The sequence below is a fragment of the Streptomyces sp. NPDC001339 genome (assembly GCF_042895955.1).
Taxonomy (GTDB): Bacteria; Actinomycetota; Actinomycetes; order Streptomycetales; family Streptomycetaceae; genus Streptomyces.
Genome location: NZ_JBIAWT010000003.1, coordinates 680,054 through 700,183 on the forward strand (window position 1 = coordinate 680,054; position 20,130 = coordinate 700,183).

Below are 20,130 nucleotides of genomic sequence, written 5' to 3' on the forward strand. Positions count from 1 at the left end.
CGGACGGAATTCAACCAAGACCTAACGGTCTGTCAATTACTTAATACTTCCTGCCGTGTTGAGTCTGTCGTCGCAGCTGGTACGGACTAATTGTGCGGTAGTTCCGCACCCGCTGCGGGCTTACCGCAATTCCCTTGCGGGTTTCCCGCAACCGGTATTGATCACATTGCGAATGTGATGCAAGCCATTCGCGGAACAATGCTGAACGGGGTATTCCATTCGCACCCCGCCGTGTAATGATCCAGCCAGGTCCACCGGGGAAGTGGGCCGCGTTCTCTCCGTGTTCTCTCCGTGTTCTTTCCGTGTTCTTTCCGTGACGACTTCGACGGATCGGTCCCCTGCTCCAACGGGCACCTCCGCTGGGCTGTTGACCGCCGTGCACCTCTCGACTCATCTCACCGGCACCGATTGCGGCGTCCCTCCGGCGTGGGGCGTCCGACGCTCCCGCGCGTTCCCGGTGCTCCCGAACGACCCTCTTGCCTCCCGGAGTGCCCATGTCCACAGAAACAATCCTGGGCGTCAGCCCGTTCGGCGAACCCGATCCGCGCCTGGTGGCGGCGGTCTGCCGCGCCGGCGGTCTGGGCGTTCTCGACCTCGGAAGGGGCCGGCGCCGCGCGGCCCGCGAGGCCCTCCAGCTGGTGCGGCAATGGGTGCCGGGCCCCTTCGGGGTGCGTGTCGGGGCGGGATGCGCGCTCGGGCCGGACGATCTGGCGGCCGACGGGGGAGTGCACACCGTACTGCTCGGCGTGGACGCCGGGTTGACCCCGGGCGACCTCGCTGCCGGCCGGCACCGCGTCCTGGTCGAGGTCACCGACTATGAGGCGGCCCTGGCGGCCGCGCGCGCCGGGGCGCACGGTCTCGTAGCCCGGGGGAACGAGGCCGGCGGACGGGTCGGCGAGCTGAGCACCTTCGTCCTCCTCCAGCAGCTGGTGGCGGACCCGGAACTCGGCCTGCCGGTCTGGGCCTGCGGGGGCATCGGGCCGCACACCGCCGCGGCTGTCGTCGTCGGCGGTGCGGCAGGGGTCGTCCTGGACACCCAGCTGGCGCTGCTCGACGAATCCGGCGTCCCGGAGGAAGCGGCGGCTGCCGTCCGGACCATGGACGGCTCGGAGACCGTGGTGGCCGCCGGCCAGCGGGTGCTGCGCCGCCGGGGACCGGACGCACCGCCCCTGCCGGACGAACCGGACGAAGTCGCCCTGCTGCTGGGCGCGGACGATCCCCGGACCCGTCTGCTCCCCGTGGGCCAGGACGGCTTCCTGGCCTCCTCGTTCGCGCGGCGCTGGGGCGATGTGGGCACGGCCGTCCGCGGTGTCACCGCCGCCATCCGGGAGGCCGTGCGCGACGACGCCGCCGCGGACGCGCTGCTCCGCGGCTCCCCGATGAGCCGGGCGCTGGGCACTGTGCTGCCCGTCGCCCAGGGGCCCATGACCAGGGTCAGCGACCAGGCGGGGTTCGCGGCCACCGTCGCCGGCCACGGCGGGATGCCCTTCCTCGCGCTGGCCCTCGCCGGGCCGCTGGAGGCGCGGATCCTGCTTGAGCAGACCCGCGACGAACTGGGCGAACGCCCTTGGGGCGTGGGCATCCTCGGCTTCGCGCCCGCGCACATCAAGGCCGTGCAGCTGGACATCGTCAGGGAGATCCGGCCCTCCTGCGCCATCATCGCCGGCGGCCGGCCCTCGCAGGCGGCCGAGCTGGAGGCGGCAGGCATCGATGCCTTCCTGCACGTGCCCTCGCCCGGGCTGCTCCGGCAGTTCCTGGACATGGGCGCGCGCAAGTTCGTCTTCGAGGGCTCGGAGTGCGGCGGCCACGTCGGACCGCGGAGCAGCTTCGCACTGTGGGAGGCGCAGGCCGAGGTGCTGGAGGAGTTCCTGGACACGGTCGAGGGCGCGGACCCCGCGGAGCTGAGGGTGTTCTTCGCCGGCGGCGTGCACGACAAACGGTCGGCCGCGATGGTGGCCGCGCTCGCCGCGCCGCTGACCGCCCGCGGAGTGGCCGTCGGACTGCTCATGGGCACCGCGTATCTGTTCACCGAGGAGGCGGTGGACCGGGGTGCCGTGCGGCCGTCGTTCCAGCGGCAGGTCCTGGCGGCCCAGCGGACCGAGCTGCTGGAGACCGCGCCCGGGCACGCCACGCGCTGCGTGAGCAGCCCGTTCACGGACGAATTCCGCGGCACCAAGGAGGAGTTGCGGGAGCGGGGCGTCCCGGAGCGGCAGGCGTGGGAGCGGCTGGAACAGCTCAACGTCGGGCGGCTGAGGATCGCCAGCAAGGGCGTGGAGCGGACCGGTGAGTCGCTCACGGAGGTGGACGAGTCCCGGCAGCTGGCCGAGGGCATGTTCATGGCCGGCCAGGTGGCCGTGCTGCGGTCCGCGGTCACCACCGTCCCCGAACTGCACACCGCCGTCAGCGCGGAGGCCGCCGGTTTCTTCGCCGCGCGCGCCCGGCGGCTGCGCGAGGGGTTCCGGCCGGAAGCCCCGGAGCCCATCCCGGCACCGTTCGACATCGCCGTGGTCGGCATGGCCTGCATGTTCCCCGGCGCGCCGGACCTGGCTGCCTACTGGGCGAACGTGGTCGCGGGCACCGACGCGGTCGGCGAGGTACCACCGGAGCGCTGGGACCCGGAGCTGCACTACGCGCCCGATGCGGACGGCGCCCGCACGGAGTCGAAGTGGGGCGGCTTCCTGCCGGACATCCCCTTCGACCCGCTGCGCTACGGCATCCCGCCGTCCTCGCTCGGCAGCATCGAGCCGGTGCAGCTGCTCGCGCTGGAGGCCGCGCGGCGGGCGCTGTACGACGCCGGCTACGAGGAGCGCCCCTTCGACCGCTCCAGGGCCTCGGTCGTGTTCGGGGCCGAGGCGGGCAGCGACCTGTCGAACGCCACCACCGTGCGCACGGTGCTCCCCGCCTACGTAGGGGAACTGCCGCCCGGGCTCGACGAACAACTCCCGAACCTGACCGAGGACTCGTTCCCCGGCATGCTGGCCAACGTCATCGCCGGGCGGATCGCCAACCGGCTCGACCTCGGCGGCGCGAACTTCACCGTGGACGCGGCCTGCGCCTCCTCGCTGGCCGCGGTGGACGTGGCGTGCAAGGAACTGTCGGCCGGCACCAGCGACCTCGTCCTGTGCGGAGGCGCGGACCTGCACAACGGGATCAACGACTTTCTGCTGTTCTCCTCCGTGCACGCGCTGTCCCCGACCGGCCGCTCCCGCACCTTCGACAGCGCGGCGGACGGTATCGCGCTCGGCGAGGGCGTCGCCTGCGTCGTCCTCAAGCGGCTGGCGGACGCCGAGCGGGACGGCGACCGCGTCTACGCGGTCGTCAAGGGCGTCGGCAGTTCGAGCGACGGCAGGTCCCTGGGGCTGACGGCACCCCGCCCGGAGGGGCAGCGGGCGGCGCTGGAACGGGCCTACCGCCATGCCGGGATCTCGCCGGCCGAGGTGGGTCTGCTGGAGGCACACGGCACCGGGACGGTGGTCGGTGACCGCACCGAACTCACCACGCTCACCGAGGTGTTCACCGAGGCGGGGGCGGCGCCGGGCGGATGCGCGCTCGGCTCGGTGAAGTCCCAGATCGGGCACACCAAGTGCGCGGCCGGACTGGCCGGCCTGATCAAGACGGCCCTGGCGTTGCACACCGGGGTCAGGCCGCCCACGGCGCAGCTGACCCGGCCCAACCCGGCTTGGGAGGCGGAGAGCAGCCCGTTCGCCTTCCACACCGTCGCACGCCCATGGGCGGCCGCGCCCGCTGAACGGGTCGCCGGGGTCTCCGCGTTCGGCTTCGGCGGCACCAATTTCCACGTGGTGCTGCGCGGGCACGAGGCAGGGGCTCCGCCCCGGCACGGGCTCGACGCCTGGCCGGCGGAGCTGTTCGTCTTCCGCGGCGCCGACCGGGCGGAGGCCGCCCGGGAGATCGGCCGGCTGCTGGAGCTGGTCGCGGAGAACGACCGGCAGGGCCGTTCCTGGCGGCTGCGCGACCTGGCGCTGAGCGCCGCCCGGCGCGCCGACGCGTCCGGGAAACCGGCCTGGGCGGCGGTCGTGGCCCGTGACCTGGACGAGCTGCCCGGGTTGCTGGGACGGGCCCGGGAGGGCGAGCACGATCCCCGGACGGGGGTCTTCGGTGCGGGGCCGGATGGATCGGACTCACCGGATGGATCGGACTCACCGGACGGGGCGGACAGGACGGACGGGTCGTACGAGTCGGAAAGGTCGGACGGGCCGGACGGCGAGGTCGCGTTCCTCTTCCCCGGCCAGGGCAGCCAACGGCCGGACATGCTCGCCGAGTTGTTCATCGCCTTCCCCGAGGTCCAGCGGTATCTGCGGACCGGCGACGAGTGGGCGGACATCATCTTCCCGCCGACCGCCTTCGACCCCGCCGCCGAGGAGGCACGGCGCGCCCGGGTCACCGACACCAGGACCGCCCAGCCCGCGCTGGGCATCATGGGGCTGACCGTGTCCGAGCTGCTGGGCCGGGCCGGCGTCCGGCCCGCGGCGGTGGCCGGGCACAGTTACGGCGAACTGGTCGCGCTGTGCGCGGCCGGGGCGTTCGGCCCGGAGGCGCTGCTGGAGCTGAGCACGGCGCGCGCGGAGGCGATCCTGGCCGCCGCCGGCGAGGAGCCGGGGACCATGGCCGCCGTGGCGGCCGGGCACCAGGACGTGGCCGAGGAACTGCGGGCGGCCGGGCTGGCCGGCCGGGTGGTGGTCGCGAACCACAACGCACCGCGGCAGACCGTGATTTCCGGTCCCGTCGAGGAGGTGGGGGCGGCGGTGCGCCGGCTGCGCGAGCGGGGCCTGGGCGCCAAGACCGTGCCGGTGGCGTGCGCCTTCCACAGTCCCCTGGTGGCCCCGGCCGGCGAGCGGTTCGCCGAGGTTCTCGCCGCCCGGCACGTGGCCGCACCGGAGATACCGGTGTGGGCGAACCGGACGGCTGCCGTCCATTCCGGCCGACCAGACGCCATACGGGCCGAGTTGGCGGCCCAGATCGGTTCCCCCGTGCGCTTCGCGCAGCAGATCGAGCGGATGTACGAGGCCGGCGTCCGGGTTTTCGTGGAGGCCGGGCCGGGTTCGGTGCTGACGGGTTTGGTGGGCCGGATCCTCGGCGACCGTCCGCACACCGCGGTGGCGTGCGAGGGTCCCGAAGGCCCCGGACTGCGCGGATTCCTGGGCCTGCTCGCGCGGCTCGCCGTCGCCGGTGTCCCCGTCCGTACCGGCTGGACGCACCAGGGGCGCGGCAGCGTCGAAGCCGTCCCCGGGACCTGCCCCGCGGCACCGGGCTGGATCGTCAACGGGCAGCTGACACGCACCCGCGACGGTGCGCTGCTGCCCGGCTCGCTCGCACCCGCCCGACGCATTCCGATGGAGGAGATGACAGTGATCCGAGACCAGGATGGTGGCGCGGCGGACGACCGTGACCGGATGGTCCATGAATTCCTGCGCACCAGCAGGGAGCTGGTCGCGGCACAGCGCGACGTGCTGCTGACGTACCTCGGCGGGGCGGCGGACGTGCCGCCGGCCGCGCCGGCGCCGGTGCCGGCCGCGCTCCGGCCGGCCGCGCCCCGGCCGGGCGTGCTCCCACCGGCCGTGCCGGAGCCCGCTCCCGTCGCCGTCCCCGGTACCGCTCCCGGTGCCGTTTCCGCGGAGTCCCCGGCGGCGCCACCCGCGGCACCGGCGGACGTGCTGGCGACGGTCCTGGACATCATCAGCGAACGCACCGGCTATCCCCTCGACATGATCGAGCCCGGTCTCGACCTGGAGGCCGACCTGAGCATCGACTCGATCAAGCGGGTCGAGATCGTCGGCGAGCTGGCCGCACGGCTGGGCTTCGGCGCCGGCGGGACGGAGCTGCCCCGGCTCGACGACGCGGAGCTGGAGGCGGTCTCCAAGGCCCGCACCGCGTCCGGCATCGCCGAACTGCTCCAGGAGCGGCTGCCCGGCGGGGAAACGGCCTCCGCGCGGCCGGTTCCCGCCACGGCGGAGGACCCCGGTCCGGCCGTCACCGGCGAGGCGCCCGTCAGGCTCGTCCTGCGCAGCGTCCCTCTCCCGTCCCCCGACGGGGATGTCGCGGTACTGGAGGGGACCCGGTTCGCCCTGCTGGCCGGTGCCGGACCGGTGCCGGACGCGCTGGCCGCCCGGCTGGGCACCCACGGCGCGGAGGCGGTCATCCTGCCGCCGGACCATGTGCTCACGGACGAGGACGGCCCGCTGGACGGGGTGTTCCACCTGGAGGCGCTGTCGCAGGACGGCGGCGGGCCGCTCCTGCCCGCGTCCTTCCCGGTGTTCCGGGCCGCGCTGCGGCGCGGGCCGCGCTGGCTGCTCTCGGCCGCGCCCGCCGCGGGCGCGGACGTCCCCGCTGCGCTCGACGGACGGGCGGACGGGCTGCGGGGCATGTTCCGGACCATCGCGCGGGAGTATCCGGACACTCTCGCCCGGTTCGTCGAGCTGGCTCCGCGGCTGACCGCCGACGAGGTGGCGGACGCGCTGGTGGGCGAGTTGACGGCCCGGGATCCGGCCCCGGTGGTGCTGCGGTCGCCGGACGGCGTCCGGTCCGGCCTCGAAACCGCGGCCGCCGGCCTGGGCGCCCTGGGCGACCGCGGCGCGGGCCCGGCCGGGGACGGTACGGCCGAGGCGGCCGCCATCGGCCTGGACCGGGACGCGGTGGTGCTGCTGATCGGCGGGGCCCGGGGCATCTCCGCGCGGATCGCCGCGACGCTCGCGGCGGCCTCCCGCTGCCGGATCGAGCTGGCCGGCCGGACCACGCTGCCGGACGAGCCCGAGGACCTCGAAGACGCAGCCGTCCGGCAGGCGCCGGACCGGGCCGCGCTGCGAGCCGCCCTGGCCGACGGCGTCCGCTCGGAACAGGGAGAACGCTCCCCGGCCGGGATCGAACGGGCGGTCTCGGAGATCCTGGCCCGGCGGGAGGTCCGCCGCACCCTCGGCACGCTGAGGGACCTGGGCAGCCCGGTGCGCTACCACACGGTGGACGTCCGGGACCCCGAGGCGGTGCGACGCCTGGTGGCGGAGGTCCACGCCGAACACGGCCGGCTGGACGGCGTGCTGTACGCGGCCGGGATCATCGAGGACCGGGTCCTGGCCGAGAAGGACCCCGACTCCTTCCGCCGGGTCTACACCACCAAGGTCGACGGCGCGCACGCCCTGCTGGCGGCGCTGGACGGTCTGCCGCGGGCCCCCCGGTTCGCCGTGTTCTTCGGCAGCATCGCGGCCGTCCTCGGCAACCGCGGCCAGGCGGACTACGCGGCCGCCAACGACGCCCTGCAGTCCCTCGGCGGCCGGTGGGCGGAGACATCCAAGTGCCGCACGCTGACGGTGCATTGGGGGCCCTGGGCGCCGGACGGGGAGCATGCGGGCATGGTGACCCCCGAGCTCGCCCGGGAGTACGCGCGGCGCGGCATCGGACTCATCGACCCCGAGGAGGGGGCGCTGTGCCTGCTGCGCGAGCTCGCCTGGGGCGAGGAATCGGCCGACGCCGTGGTCTACACCGCATCGGGCTGGTGAGATGAGCACGAATCACACACCGGCCGGCCGGCCCCCCGTCGCCATCGTCGGCATGGCGGTCCTCTTCCCCGGCGCGCCGGACCTCGCGACGTACTGGCGCAACCTGACGGCGGGCCTCGACGCGATCACCGAGGTCCCGTCCGGGCGCTGGGACCCCTCCTTCTACGATCCGGCGGCCGCCGGCGGCCGCGCGGACCGGGTGTACTGCCGCCGCGGCGGATTCGTCGACGAACTGGCCGAGGTGGAGGCGACCCGGTTCGGGATCATGCCCCACTCGGTGCCGGGCACCGAACCGGAGCAGCTCATCGCGCTGCACGTGGCCGCCGAGGCGATCGCGGACGCGGGCGGCGAGGCACGGCTGCCGGACCGGGACCGGATCGGGGTGGTCCTGGGCCGGGGCGGCTATCTGTCCCCCGGGATGGCGCGGGGCACCCAGTCCGTCCAGACGTCCAACCAACTCGTGCGGACCCTCGCGCAGGTGCTGCCCGAGCTGGACGCCGGACTGCTGGAGCGGGTCCGGCGGGCGTACACGGAACAGCTGGGACCGGACGAGCCCGAGCAGGCGATCAACCTGGTGCCCAACCTGACCGCTTCCCGGGTGGCCAACCGGCTCGACCTGCGCGGCCCGGCGTACACGGTGGACGCCGCCTGCGCGTCCTCGCTGGTCGCGGTCGACCAGGCGGTCGGCGCACTGGCCGCGGGCCGCTGCGATCTGGTGCTGGCGGGTGGGGTCCACCACTGTCACGACATCACGCTGTGGTCCCTGTTCTCCCGGCTGCGCGCGATGTCGCCGAGCCAGCGGATCCGCCCGTTTCACCGGGACGCGGACGGGCTGCTGATCGGCGAGGGCACCGGTGTGGTGGCGCTCAAGCGCCTCGCCGACGCACAGCGCGACGGCGACCGGGTCTACGCCGTCGTCCGCGGCACCGGGGTGGCCAGTGACGGCCGCAGCGGCAGCCTGGTCAACCCCGACCCCTCGGGCCAGGTGAAGGCGGTACGGGCGGCCTGGCGCGAGGCGGGGCTGGACCCGGCCGCACCGGGATCGGTCGGGCTGCTGGAGGCGCACGGAACCGCCACCCCCTCGGGGGACGCGGCCGAACTGGCCACCCTGGCCGAGGTGTTCGGCCCGGGCGGCGAAGGGGAGCAGCCGGTGCTCGGATCCGTGAAATCGATGATCGGGCACACCATGCCGGCCGCAGGCGTGGCCGGTCTGGTCAAGGCGGCGCTCGCGGTGCACCACGGCGTACTGCCACCGACCCTGCACTGCGAGGAGCCCCACCCGGCCCTGGCCGGCACTCGCTTCCGGACGATCGCCGCGGCACGGGACTGGGAGACCGGCGACGGGCGGCCCCGGCGGGCGGGCGTCAACGCGTTCGGCTTCGGCGGCATCAACGCCCATGTGGTGCTGGAAGCCGCCCCCGGTCCGCAATGCCGCCCGGACCGGTCACCGGCAATGGTCCGGGAGCCGGAACAGGTGCTGCGGCTGGCCGCCGACACCCCCAAGGAGCTCGCCGCGCTCCTGGACGCCGAGGACGCCGTCGTCCGCGCACGACGGCCCGCGCACGACGGACGCACCCGGCTGGGCGTCGTCGCCCCGACCGCCGGGCGCCTCGCCCTGGCCCGCAAGGCGGTGGCCAAGGGCTCCCCCTGGCGCGGACGCGGCGACGTGTGGTTCTCCCCGGAGCCACTGCTCGGCGGACCCGCCGGCGGGCGGCTGGCCTTCGTCTTCCCCGGCCTGGAGGCCGAGTTCAGACCCCGGATCGGCGACGTCGTCGAACGGTTCGGCCTCCGGGCGCTGCTGCCCACCGGGTTCGGCGGGGCCGGGGCCGATGTGGCGGACGTCGGACGGCACGGGGCCGGAGTCATCGCCGTGGGGCGGGTGCTGGACGCCGCGCTGCGCCGGATGGGCATCGTGCCCGACGCCGTCGCGGGCCACAGCATCGGCGAGTGGACGGCCATGGCCACCGCCGGGCTGTACGCCGGGGACGCGGTCGACGAGTTCACCCGCTCCTTCGAGCCGGACCAGGTGCAGGTGGCCGGGCTGTCCTTCGCCGCGCTGGGCGCACCGGCCGAGAAGGTCACCGCCGGGCTCGCCGCCCATCCCGGGGTGGTGCTGTCGCACGACAACGCTCCGGAGCAGTCGATGGTCTGCGGCCCACCCGACCAAGTAGAGGGCCTGGTACGTCATTTCCGGGAACGCGGCGTCATCGGGCAGGTCCTGCCGTTCCGTTCGGGATTCCACACACCCATGCTGGCCCCCTACCTCGACCAGATCCGGCACTACGCGGGCCTGTTCGAGCTGCACCGGCCGACCGTGCCCGTCTGGTCGGCGACCACCGCCGCGGAGTACCCCGGCAGCGAGGCCGAGGTGCGGGAGCTCTTCGTACGCCACCTGCTGGAGCCCGTGCGCTTCCGCCCGCTGATCGAGGCCATGTACGCGGCCGGTTTCCGGGTCTTCGTCCAGGCCGGTACGGGCCAGGTGGGCTCGCTCGTCGAGAGCACCCTGCGCGGCCTCCCGCACCTGGTGGTGGCGGCCAACTCCCCGCACCGGGACGGGATGGCGCAGCTGCTCCGGGTCGCCACGGCGCTGTGGACGGCCGGCGGCGATCCGGACCTGGAGGGCCCGGCCGCTGCCGGTGCCCGCCGGATGCCGCCGGTGCGGCTGGACCTGGGCGGCAGACTGGTGTCCCTGGACCGGGAGACGGTGGCCGCGGTGCGCTCGGAGCTCGCCGTCCGGCAGGGAGCGGGCCCCGGTGCGGCGCTGCCCGCCCCGGACGGCTCCCCGCTGGACGCCGAGCTGCGGGCCCTGTTGAAGGACACCGCCGACACGGCCGTCGCGGTGGCCCGCGCCGCGGCGGCGCCCACGGTCCGCACCGTGCTGCGGGTGTCCACGGATGCTATGCCGTACCTGCGCGACCACTGCTTCTTCGCGCAGCGCCCCGGCTGGCCGGACGAGGCCGACCGGTGGCCGGTGGTCCCGGCCACGACGGTGGTGCACCACATGATGGAGCATGCCGGACGGGCCCGGCCCGGGACGACCGCGGTGGCGGTGCACGAGGTGCGGCTGAACCGCTGGGTGGCCGCGGCCCCCGCCGTCGACGTGCCCGTGACCGTCGAGGCGCGCGGGAGAGGCCGGGCCGGTGTGACGTTCGGCGGGTACGCGCACGGCGAGGTGGAACTCGCGGAACGGTACCCCGGCGGCGCGCCCCGGCCCTGGCGGTGGGCGCCCGAGGAGGAACGGGCCCCCGGGATCACGGCCGGGCAACTGTACCGGGATCGCTGGATGTTCCACGGCCCGGCGTTCCAGGGCGTCACCGAGCTGACGGCGGTCGGGGACGGGCATGTGCGCGGCGTACTCACCGCCCCGTCCGCGCCGGGTGCCCTGCTCGACAACGTGGGGCAGCTGCTCGGCTACTGGATCCTCACCACCCTGACCGAGCGGACCCTGGTGTTCCCCGTCCGCGTGCGGCACATCCGGTTCTTCGGCCCGCACCCGCCGCCCGGCACCCGGGTCGAGTGCCTCATCAGGATCGTCTCGGTCACCGACGCCGCGGTGGAGGCGGACGTGCAGCTGCTCGTGGACGGCCGCGTCTGGGCGGAGATCCGGGGCTGGCAGGACCACCGGTTCGACAGCCGCACGGACACCAAGGCGCAGGAACGGTTCCCCGGGCAGCACACTCTCTCCGCGGTCCAACCGGGCGGCTGGGTGCTCCTGTTCGACGGGTGCCACGACCTCGCGTCCCGCGACCTCGTGATGCGGCGGCACCTCGGCACCGCCGAGCGCGAGGAGTACGAGCGGCGTTCGCCGTCCGGCCGCCGGCAGTGGCTGCTCGGCCGCATCGCGGCCAAGGACGCGGTCCGCCGGTGGCTGTGGGAGCACGGCGAAGGGCCGGTCTTCCCCGCCGAGATCCGGGTGGACAACGGAGCGTCCGGCCGGCCGCGGGTGACCGGTGCGCACGGCCGGGTCCTGCCCGCCCTCGACGTCTCGCTGGCGCACCGGGCCGAGGCCGCGGTCGCCCTGGTCCGGCCGCGCGGCACGGACGGGCGCCCGGCGCCGGTCGGCATCGACGTCGAGGAGGTCACCCACCGGCCGCCGGGGTCCTTGGACGCCGCCCTCGGTCCCGCCGAGCGCGAACTCCTCGTCGCGCTGTGCTTCCGGACCGGTGAACCACAGCCGCTGTGGTTCACCCGGTTCTGGGCGGCGAAGGAGGCGGTGGCCAAGGCCGAGGGCACCGGGCTGCGGGGACGTCCGAAGGACTTCGCCGTCCTCGAGGCCCGGACGGACGAGGTGGTGGTGGCCGTGGACGGCCGCCGGTACCCGGTGCGCTGCCGCACCGTCACCAACCCGCGGGGCCTGCCCGGGCGGGAGTACGTGGTCGCCTGGACCACCGGGCCGGCCACCGGGGGAGCCCACCCGCACGACGAACGACAGGAGAAGCAGCAGTGAAGCGCAGTCAGGCCGCAGCACCGGATGCCCGGGCTCAGCAGACCGTGTTCGAGGAGGCTGTGTTCGAGGAGGTGGGCGGCATGCTCCACGCCGTCCTCGGCGAGTACGGGGGAGTGGACGACGCCGGGATCACCATGGACACCCGCTTCCACGACGACCTGGACCTGGAGAGCATCGACCTGGTCACCCTCGGCGGCCACCTCCAGGGGCGGTACGGGGAGCGGGTGAACTTCGCCGAGTACCTGGCCGGGCTCGGGCTGGAGGAGATCATCGGCCTGACGGTCGGACAGCTCGTCGAGCACATCGCCGACTGCCTGCGGGCCGAAGGGGAGCGGTGACCCATGGCCATGATCGACGCAGGCGGCCTTACGGTGCACGTGGAACGGATGCCCGCGCGGACGACGACCGGCACGGCCCCGCCGCCCACCGTGGTGCTCATCCACGGGATGCTCATCGACAGCCTCATCAGCTACTACTTCACCCTGGCGCCCAGGTTTGCCGCCGCCGGGCTCGACGTGATCATGTACGACCTGCGGGGGCAGGGCCTCAGTGAGCAGCCGCCGGCCGGCTACCGGCTGGAGGACCACCTCGACGACCTTCAGGCCCTGCTCGACCGGCTGGACCCGGCGGGCCCCGTGCACCTGGTGGGCAACTCCTACGGCGGCACCATCGCGTTCGGCCACGCGGCGCGGCACCCCGGCCGGGTGGCCAGCGTCTCGATGATCGAGTCGGAGCCGGCCACCGGCGCCTGGTCCCGCAAGATGGCGGCCAACCTCGCGCGCGGGGCGGAGGAACTCGCCCGTGACGGCCTCTTCGAGGAACTCACCGAGAAGCACGGCAAGCACGTGACCAAACGCATCCGGTCGGCCGCCCGGCTCCTGCACTCCACCACCACGGCGCGGGACGTCCCCGCCAGCCGGGTCCTCGACGAGGACGCCGTCCGCGCGGTGCACTGCCCGGTGCTGGCCCTGTACGGGGCCGAGTCCGAACTCGCCGCACAGGCGGACTGGTTGCGGTCACTGCTGCCGCAGTGCCGCACCGTAGTGGTGCCGGACCAGGAGCACTGGCTCCTGGTCGGAGCCACGGAGCTGACCGGCGACCTGATCCTGGAGTGGATCCGCGCGCACACGCCCGTACCGGCGGCCGGGGACGTGACACGGTGAGCCGCTTCCTCTTCGTGGTGCCACCCCTGGCCGGGCACGTGAACCCCACGGTCGGTGTCGCCGCCGAACTGGCCCGGCGCGGACATCAGGTGGCCTGGGCGGGTCTGCCGGAGGTCGTGGGACCGCTGGTGGGCGACGGCGCGACCGTGTTCCGGTGCTCCTCCCCGGACCTGGCCGACCCCGCCCTGCTGCGGCCGCCCTCGCTCCGCGGTCCGGCGGCGCTGAAGTTCCTGTGGGAGCGGTTCCTGGGGCCGCTCGCCGAGCACATGGCGCCCGGAGTACGGGCGGCCGTAGGCGAGTTCCGGCCGGACGTCCTGGTGGCCGACCAGCAGGCCGTCGCCGGCGGCCTCGTGGCCGAGCGGCTGGGGCTGGTGTGGGCCACCTCGGCCACCACCACGGCGGGCTTCACCTCGCTGTCCGGCCTGCCGAAGGTCGACTCCTGGATCGCCGGGCTGATCGGGGAGCTACGGCGCCGGATCGGCGACCCCTGGAGCACTGTGGACCCTCGGCTGTCCGATCGCCTGGTGCTGGCCTTCAGCACCGAGGCCCTGGCCGGGCCGGTCCCGTCCGCCGGCGAACAGGTCCGGTTCGTCGGACCGTCGCTCGCCGCCCGGCCGGCCGCGGACGACTTCCCCTGGCACCGGCTCGACCCCCGGACACCCACCGTGCTGATCACCCTCGGCACGGCCAACGCCGAGGTGGCGCCCCGCTTCCTCGCCGCGTGCGCCGAGGCGGTGCGCGAACGGCCGGACCGGGCGCAGGCGGTGATCGTCGACCCGACGGGCACGGTGCCGGAGTTCGCCGACCGGGTGCTGGTCCGGCCGCGCGCTCCCCAACTGGCCTTGCTGGAACGGTGCGACGCGGTGATCTGCCACGGCGGGCACAACACCGTGTGCGAGGCGCTGTGGAACGGCCTCCCGCTGGTTGTCGCGCCCATCCGGGACGACCAGCCTGCCGTTGCCGCCCAGGTGACGGACGCCGGGGCGGGCGTACGGGTCCGGTTCAACCGGGCGACCGCCGAGGTGCTGGGCGCGGCGCTGGACACCGTCCTCCACGAGCCCGACTGCCGCGAGGCGGCCGGGAGGGTGCGCGCGTCGTTCCGTGCCGCGGGGGGCGCCGCGGCCGCGGCCGTGCATCTCGAAGCCCTGGCGGCGGGGGCGAAGTGACCCGCCGGCCCACAGGTCCTGCCGAACGAGAGGTTCCGCCCATGCCCTGACATGCCCGCGCCATTCCCCTCGCAGGCATCAGACCCCTCACACCCATCCACCATCCACCATCCACGAGGATCCCCCATGCGCAACCTCCGCAGAAGAGCGGCACTGGCGCCAGTGCTGCTCACCTCCCTCTCCCTCGCCCTGGCCAGCTGCTCGTCATCGGGAAGCGGCCCCACCAACGCCTCGGACGAGGCGGCGAACACCAGAGAAACCTTCACTCCCCCCAACGTCGGCTTCAACCTCGACGAACCCTCTCCCGGGGGAGCCGAGCCCAGCGCGGTGGCCATCCCGGCGGGCGGCGGCATCAAGACGCAGAAGTCGGCGGTGAAGGTCGACTCCATCGACCGCAACAGCGGGCGCGCCGTCATCTCCCACACCGTCGCGCAGGCCACCCCGAGCGCGTCCGGTACGCCGGGGCCGTCGGCGACGCCTGCGGCGAAGAAGCCCGTCGCCGTGGGCGACATCGTCGCCAGCAAGCCCGTGCCCGGCGCGCCCCAGGGCGTCCTGGCCAAGGTGACGAAGGTGGAGAAGAAGACCTCCAAGGGAACCGAGGTCCGTACCGCCCCGGTCGATCTCTCCACGGTGCTGGGCGGCGCCGAGGTCAAGAACAAGCTGCCCGTCGACCCGTCCGGCTTCAAGGTCGATTCGCTCGTCCCGGGGGTGAAGTTCTCCTGGGCCAAGCGCGGCAACGTCCACGCCGGACCCGAGGGCCTCAAACTTCCCTTCGGCAGCCTGCGCGTCGATGTCGACACCTCGATCGACACGGAGAAGGACGCGAAGGGGGAAGGGGTGGAAAGCCCCACCAAGACGTCGCTCAAGGGCTTCGTCCAGCTCGCGCCCGAGGTCGACTTCACCTACTACGGCCGCGGTTCCGGCGACGGCCCGTCGGGGGCCGGCCTGCGGCTGAGCGGTGACTGGTCCTCGGGGTTCCACTTCAAGGGGCGGACGGCCCCCACGACCAACGGCAAGCCGGTGCGGGTGCCGTTCGCCGTCCTGCACGCCAACCCGACCTTCTACATCGGTGAACTTCCGGTCACCGTCAACATCGACCTCACCTGCTACGTCCTGATCGATGCCGACGGCAAGGCGAGCCTGGACGTCCAACAGGACCCGGTGAAGGGGGACTTCGCCCTCGGCTCCGCGTTCGGTCTGCGCGAGGGCTGGCAGCCGGAGGCCAAGGTGGGATTCACCCCCGCGACGCTGAAGGCGAGCGCCTCGGCCGCGGTCAACGCGAAGGTCCGGTTCGGCGCCGAGGCGAACCTCGGTCTCTACGGCAGCGTGGGCGTGAAGGGCGACGTCGCCGCGCCGTACGTGCGCACCGAGGTCAAGGGCGGGGCCGGCGGTTCGACCCAGGGCAAGGCCGCGGCCGACGCCGACTGGAAGCTGTTCGCGGGAGTCGACCTGGAGGGATGGGCCATGCCCTATCTGAAGATCGGCGGAGTACAGGCGCTCGCGGTGCGCCTGCCGATGCCCAAGGTGCAGCGCGAGGTGCAACTCGCACACGGCAAGGGGGCGATACAGATCCCCCGGCCGCGCACTCCGCAGGACGACACACCGCCGAATGGCAGGGACCAGTCCGGCGGCAGCAAGCCCCAGCGCCGCTGAAAAAAGCCGGTCTGGCCGCCGTCCCGGTACTCCACGTCGCTGCCGGTCGGTCGCCCGGAGGCGCGACCCTCCGGGCGACCCGGTCATCACCCGTCCGGCCCAACGTACCGCGCCAGGCACTGCGCACGGGTGACACGGTGGTGGTGTTCGCGCAGACGACCGAGCCGAGGAGGAGTGATGGGCCGCAGAGACCGGTCCTAAGACCTCTCTGCCCGACAAGGGCAGGAAGCTCATACGGATCGACGTCCAGGTGTCCGACCACATCGACCTCACCTTCACGGTCGCCCTGCGTCTCTCCCGCAGGGCCACCATCTGGCTCGGCACTCTTGTCGCGAGTGTCGGCGGCAGCGGGGTGGGGTGGCTGATCCTGCACCGCTGAGGCTGAGCCCCGCCGGCAGCCCCTGGCATGCGCCAGGGGCTGCTTCGCGGCCGGCGTGCTCCACCGGCCAACTTCCCTTCCACGATAGAGCCTTGTGATCGTCGGCAGCTCTGGCCAGAGCCGTCCCGTTGCTCCTACGATGCCAGGGAACGGGGAGGGGACTCGACGTGGTGCAGCGTGTGGGGCGGGTGGAGTTCGTCGTCGCCTGGGCGATCAGGAACCTGGACGGGCTCGTCGCCGTGGGGCTCGGCCTGACCATCGGCCTGATGGACGTCTTCGGCGATGTCGTCAGCGACAAGGTGTCGTCCGGCGCGACGCTGCTGGTGCTCGGCGCGGTCGCGGTCGGGACGATGACGGAGCGGCTGCGCCGCAAGTCCGACATCCAGGAGGCGTCCGCGAAAACCCGCCGCGCCCTGGAGGACCTCGCCATGGTCCGTTCCCTCTCGGGGGATCAGGTCGGCGACGCGTTGGAACAGGCCCGCGCACAGACCAACCGCTGGTACTTCAAGGGCGGCACCGGCACCTACCTGCGCGCCGTCACGCTGCCCCGGTGCGTCGAGACCGCCACCCGCCAGCGATCCCAGCTCAGCATCAAGATCGACATCATCAACCCGGCGGAGGAGCAGACCTGCGCCGCCTACGCCCGCTTCCGCCAGACCTTCGCCCGCCGCCGCAACGACGACGCGGCGCACGCCTGGACCGCCGACCGTACCCGCAAGGAGGCGTACGCCACGGTCCTGGCCGCCTGCTGGTTCCGCCAGCGGCTCGACACCCTGGAGATCAGCGTCCACCTCTCCTCGGGTGTCCCCACTCTCCGCTTCGACCTCTCCGAGTCCTGCCTGATCATCACCCAGGACGACCCGAACCGCGTCAACCTCCTGGTCGCCCGCGACCAGCCGCTCTACGACTACTACGTCACCGAGCTGCACCAGAGTCGCGAACAAGCCGTCCGCCTCGACCTGCGGGGCATCGCCCCCCTGGGTGACGAGCCGACCGTCGACGAGGTCCGCGCGGTCTTCGACGACGTCAGCCTCCCCCTTCCCTCGGTGTTCAGCGACGCCGACGTCGCGGAGATCATCGAGAAAGCCCTGCACGCTGAGGACCCCTACCGGAGGTGAGACGCCTCGGGCGCGGCTCATGGACTACGACACGCTCGACCGGCTGCTCCGGCCCGGCACCCCGCGGGAGGCACCCCGCGCCGGCGTCACCGACGTTCTGGAGGAGATCGCCCGCGGCAAAAGGGAGTTACGCGTGGTCCGCCACCCGCTCGGCTTCCTGTGCCTGCCGCTCGTCCGCGACGGCGCCCGCGGCGTCTGCGTCCACCTCTTCGGCACCGGCACCCCCGCAGACCCCACCGCCGCCCCCATGCACGCCCACAGCTGGGAGCTGCGCAGCTACGTCCTGTACGGCCGGGTCGGCAACCTCCCGGTCACCGTCAGGGACGAGGCGCGCACCCCCACGCATCGGATCTTCGAGGTCTTCAGCGCCCCCTCGGGCGTCGACGAACTGCGGCCCACCTCCCGCCTGGTGCACTGCGAACCGGGCCCCACCGTCTCCAGCGGCAGCGGCGAGACGTACAGCCTGCCGGCCGGCGAGTTCCACGCCACCGTCGTCACGCGCGGACAGCCCGCCGCCACCTTGGTGCTCGGCCGGTCGCTGCCCGGCCACACCGACCTCTCCCTGGGCCCCCTGCACGGCCGCGGCCACCGTACGGTGCGCCGGCTGTGCGGCGCGGAGCAGACCGAACGGACCGTCCGCACAGCACTCAGGAGGATCCATGCCGAGCAGCACGAGTGACCGGGACGTCGCACCGTACGCGAGCGAGGCGCGGGTGGCCGTCGCCGCGGCCGAGGAGGCGGGGGTCCTGCTGCGCGGCCGCTTCGGCGTGGCGCGCGCGGTGGGTGTCAAGGACGCCGGGGGCGATGTCGTCACCGACCTCGACCTGGCCGCGGAGAAACTCATCCTCGCCCGCCTCCAGAAGCACTTCCCGCACGACCGGATCCTGTCCGAGGAGGCGGGCCTCCTCGACGCCGTCGGCCGTCGCACCTGGCTGGTGGATCCGCTCGACGGCAGCAACAACGTCGCGATCGGCCTGACCGCCTACGCCGTCGGCATCGGGCTGTGCGTGGACGGCGCGCCGGTCGTCGGCGTGGTGCACGAACCGGTCACCGGCTCCACCTGGCGGGCCGTCCGTGGTCAGGGCGCGTCCTGCGGCCTCGGCCGGCTGCCGGGGCCGTCCGGCGCGGTGCCGCGCAGCGGGCCGGTGGTGGCCTGGACCCAGGGCCACGCCGTGGACCGGGCCGACCCGGTGGCCGCGGGGCTGCGGGGCCAACTGGAGCGCCGCACCCGGCGGATGCTCCAGCTGTGGGCGCCGCTGCTGGGCTGGAGCATGCTGGCACGCGGCGCGATCGACGGCTTCGTCGGCTACCGCGCGGAGGGCATCGACTTCCCCGCGGGTGCCCTGCTGGCCGCCGAGGCGGGCGTGGAGTTCCGCACCCTGACCGGTGGCCCCTTCACGGTGGGCTCCGCCGGCCCGGACACCGACCGCAGCTTCGTCGCCGCCCGCGACGACACCCTGACGTACCTCCTGGACGTGGTCGCAGGCGCGCGGGCGGCCTGAGCGGGGCCCGGGGCCTTCCGGCGCCCGGTCCCCGGCCTTCAGCCCGCCACCAGTGCCACCGTCGCCGCCAGGGTCGCCGTCACCGCCAGGACGAACCCCGTCCCCATGAAGCGCCGCAACGGGATGACCGTGCCCTGTCCGCGGCACCGTTCGAACCACAGCAGCGACGCCAGCGACGCCCACGGCGTGATCAGCGGGCCGACGTTGGTGCCGATGAGCAGCGCCAGCAACTGGTGGTGGTTGCCGACCGGCACCGCCGCCTCGCCCGCCATGTAGACCGGCAGGTTGTTGAGGACATTGGACAGGCCCGCGCCCACGCCCGCCGCACGGAGCATGCCGCCGAGGCCACCGTCCGGCCCGACCGCCGCCGTCAGCAGCGTGTCCAGCCCGTGCGCGTTCACCGTCTCGACGACCAGGAACATCCCCGGCACCAGCACCAGCAGCCGCCACGGCACCAGCGACAACCGCAGCTCGGCGGGGCGCCGCACCGCGAACGCGACGACCACGATCAGCATCGTGGTCAGCGACGCCGACCACAGCGGCACGTCCGCGACGAGGATCGCCAGCAGGAATCCGGCACAGGCCAGCGCACACACCCGGAACAGCACCGGATCGGCCGGCGCCCGCCGCTCGGGCGGTACGTACCCTTCGGAGCCCCGCCGTCCGCGCCGCCAGTAGAAGCCCCACAGGCACGCCATCGTCACGGCGACGGCGGCCAGTTGGGGCAGGCCCATCGTGGCGGCCATCTCGGTGGGGGAGAGCCCGACCCGGTTCGCCGCCAGCAGGTTCGTCAGGTTCGACACCGGCAGCAGCAGGCTCGCGGTGTTGGCGAGCCAGACCGTCGTCATCGCCAGCGGCACCGGCGCGATGCCCACCCGCCCGGCCAGCGCCAGCATCACCGGCGTCAGCAGCACCGCCGTGGTGTCCAGATTCAGCACGATGGTGGTGACCGACGCGAAGAGCACACACAGCCCGAACAACCGCGGGTAGCTGCCCTGCCCGGTCCGCGCCACCCAGGACGCCACCGCGTCGAACACCTCCGCCCGGCCGGTCAGTTCGGCCATCACGATGACCGTCGCCAGGAAGGCCAGCAGCGGCCCGATACGCGTCATCGCGTCCTCGGCGGGCGCGGGTGGCAGGAGTCCCGTGGCCACACACATCAGGCCGCAGGCGAACAGCCCGGCGGCGAGCCAG

The 20,130-nt window shown here is 73.8% G+C and carries 11 protein-coding genes; 10 read left to right on the plus strand and 1 reads right to left on the minus strand.

Going from position 1 to position 20,130, the window contains the following annotated elements:
• Positions 1–494 precede the first annotated feature (494 nt).
• The 10 genes from ACFY12_RS12075 (at position 495) to ACFY12_RS12120 (ending at position 18,936) form a co-directional block, all read left to right on the plus strand.
• The gene (locus tag ACFY12_RS12075) at positions 495–7,508 is read left to right on the plus strand and encodes an SDR family NAD(P)-dependent oxidoreductase (RefSeq protein ID WP_390715659.1); all 7,014 of its coding nucleotides are present in this window, start codon (positions 495–497) and stop codon (positions 7,506–7,508) included.
• Position 7,509: 1 nt separating this feature from the next.
• Positions 7,510–11,955 (plus strand): type I polyketide synthase, encoded by a 4,446-nt coding sequence (locus ACFY12_RS12080; RefSeq protein ID WP_390715660.1) that lies wholly within the window; start codon positions 7,510–7,512, stop codon positions 11,953–11,955.
• 80 nt (positions 11,956–12,035) lie between these two features.
• Positions 12,036–12,293, plus strand: coding sequence for an acyl carrier protein (locus ACFY12_RS12085; protein ID WP_390715715.1), 258 nt, complete (start codon positions 12,036–12,038; stop codon positions 12,291–12,293).
• Positions 12,294–12,296: 3 nt separating this feature from the next.
• Entirely contained in the window at positions 12,297–13,118 is an 822-nt protein-coding gene (locus ACFY12_RS12090) for an alpha/beta fold hydrolase (protein ID WP_390715661.1), read from the plus strand.
• Positions 13,115–14,284, plus strand: coding sequence for a glycosyltransferase (locus ACFY12_RS12095; RefSeq protein ID WP_390715662.1), 1,170 nt, complete (start codon positions 13,115–13,117; stop codon positions 14,282–14,284). The genes ACFY12_RS12090 and ACFY12_RS12095 overlap by 4 nt, the downstream gene beginning before the upstream one ends.
• Positions 14,285–14,410: 126 nt before the next feature.
• Positions 14,411–15,937, plus strand: coding sequence for a hypothetical protein (locus ACFY12_RS12100; protein ID WP_390715663.1), 1,527 nt, complete (start codon positions 14,411–14,413; stop codon positions 15,935–15,937).
• 250 nt (positions 15,938–16,187) lie between these two features.
• Positions 16,188–16,316 carry a hypothetical protein gene (locus ACFY12_RS12105; protein WP_390715664.1) on the plus strand — a complete coding sequence of 43 codons (129 nt, stop codon included), beginning with the start codon at positions 16,188–16,190 and terminating at the stop codon, positions 16,314–16,316.
• A gap of 167 nt (positions 16,317–16,483) precedes the next feature.
• On the plus strand, positions 16,484–17,434 hold the full coding sequence (locus ACFY12_RS12110) for a hypothetical protein (RefSeq protein ID WP_390715665.1): 951 nt from the start codon (positions 16,484–16,486) through the stop codon (positions 17,432–17,434).
• Between the two features lie 19 nt (positions 17,435–17,453).
• Positions 17,454–18,113 carry a hypothetical protein gene (locus tag ACFY12_RS12115; RefSeq protein ID WP_390715666.1) on the plus strand — a complete coding sequence of 220 codons (660 nt, stop codon included), beginning with the start codon at positions 17,454–17,456 and terminating at the stop codon, positions 18,111–18,113.
• Positions 18,094–18,936 carry an inositol monophosphatase family protein gene (locus ACFY12_RS12120; RefSeq protein ID WP_390715667.1) on the plus strand — a complete coding sequence of 281 codons (843 nt, stop codon included), beginning with the start codon at positions 18,094–18,096 and terminating at the stop codon, positions 18,934–18,936. Before ACFY12_RS12115 ends, ACFY12_RS12120 begins: the two co-directional genes overlap by 20 nt.
• Before the next feature lie 38 nt (positions 18,937–18,974).
• On the opposite strand, the gene ACFY12_RS12125 is transcribed toward ACFY12_RS12120, so the two are convergent.
• Positions 18,975–20,096, minus strand: coding sequence for an SLC13 family permease (locus ACFY12_RS12125; protein WP_390715716.1), 1,122 nt, complete (start codon positions 20,094–20,096; stop codon positions 18,975–18,977).
• Positions 20,097–20,130 lie beyond the last annotated feature (34 nt).

What these genes read in the sequence shown, in the direction of transcription:
- ACFY12_RS12085 (WP_390715715.1), top strand. Translation starts at nt 12,036, where the DNA reads ATGCTCCACGCCGTCCTCGGCGAGTACGGGGGAGTGGACGACGCCGGG.
- ACFY12_RS12125 (WP_390715716.1), bottom strand. Translation starts at nt 20,096, where the DNA reads ATGTGTGTGGCCACGGGACTCCTGCCACCCGCGCCCGCCGAGGACGCG.
- ACFY12_RS12090 (WP_390715661.1), top strand. Translation starts at nt 12,297, where the DNA reads ATGGCCATGATCGACGCAGGCGGCCTTACGGTGCACGTGGAACGGATG.
- ACFY12_RS12075 (WP_390715659.1), top strand. Translation starts at nt 495, where the DNA reads ATGTCCACAGAAACAATCCTGGGCGTCAGCCCGTTCGGCGAACCCGAT.
- ACFY12_RS12080 (WP_390715660.1), top strand. Translation starts at nt 7,510, where the DNA reads ATGAGCACGAATCACACACCGGCCGGCCGGCCCCCCGTCGCCATCGTC.
- ACFY12_RS12120 (WP_390715667.1), top strand. Translation starts at nt 18,094, where the DNA reads ATGCCGAGCAGCACGAGTGACCGGGACGTCGCACCGTACGCGAGCGAG.
- ACFY12_RS12115 (WP_390715666.1), top strand. Translation starts at nt 17,454, where the DNA reads ATGGACTACGACACGCTCGACCGGCTGCTCCGGCCCGGCACCCCGCGG.
- ACFY12_RS12100 (WP_390715663.1), top strand. Translation starts at nt 14,411, where the DNA reads ATGCGCAACCTCCGCAGAAGAGCGGCACTGGCGCCAGTGCTGCTCACC.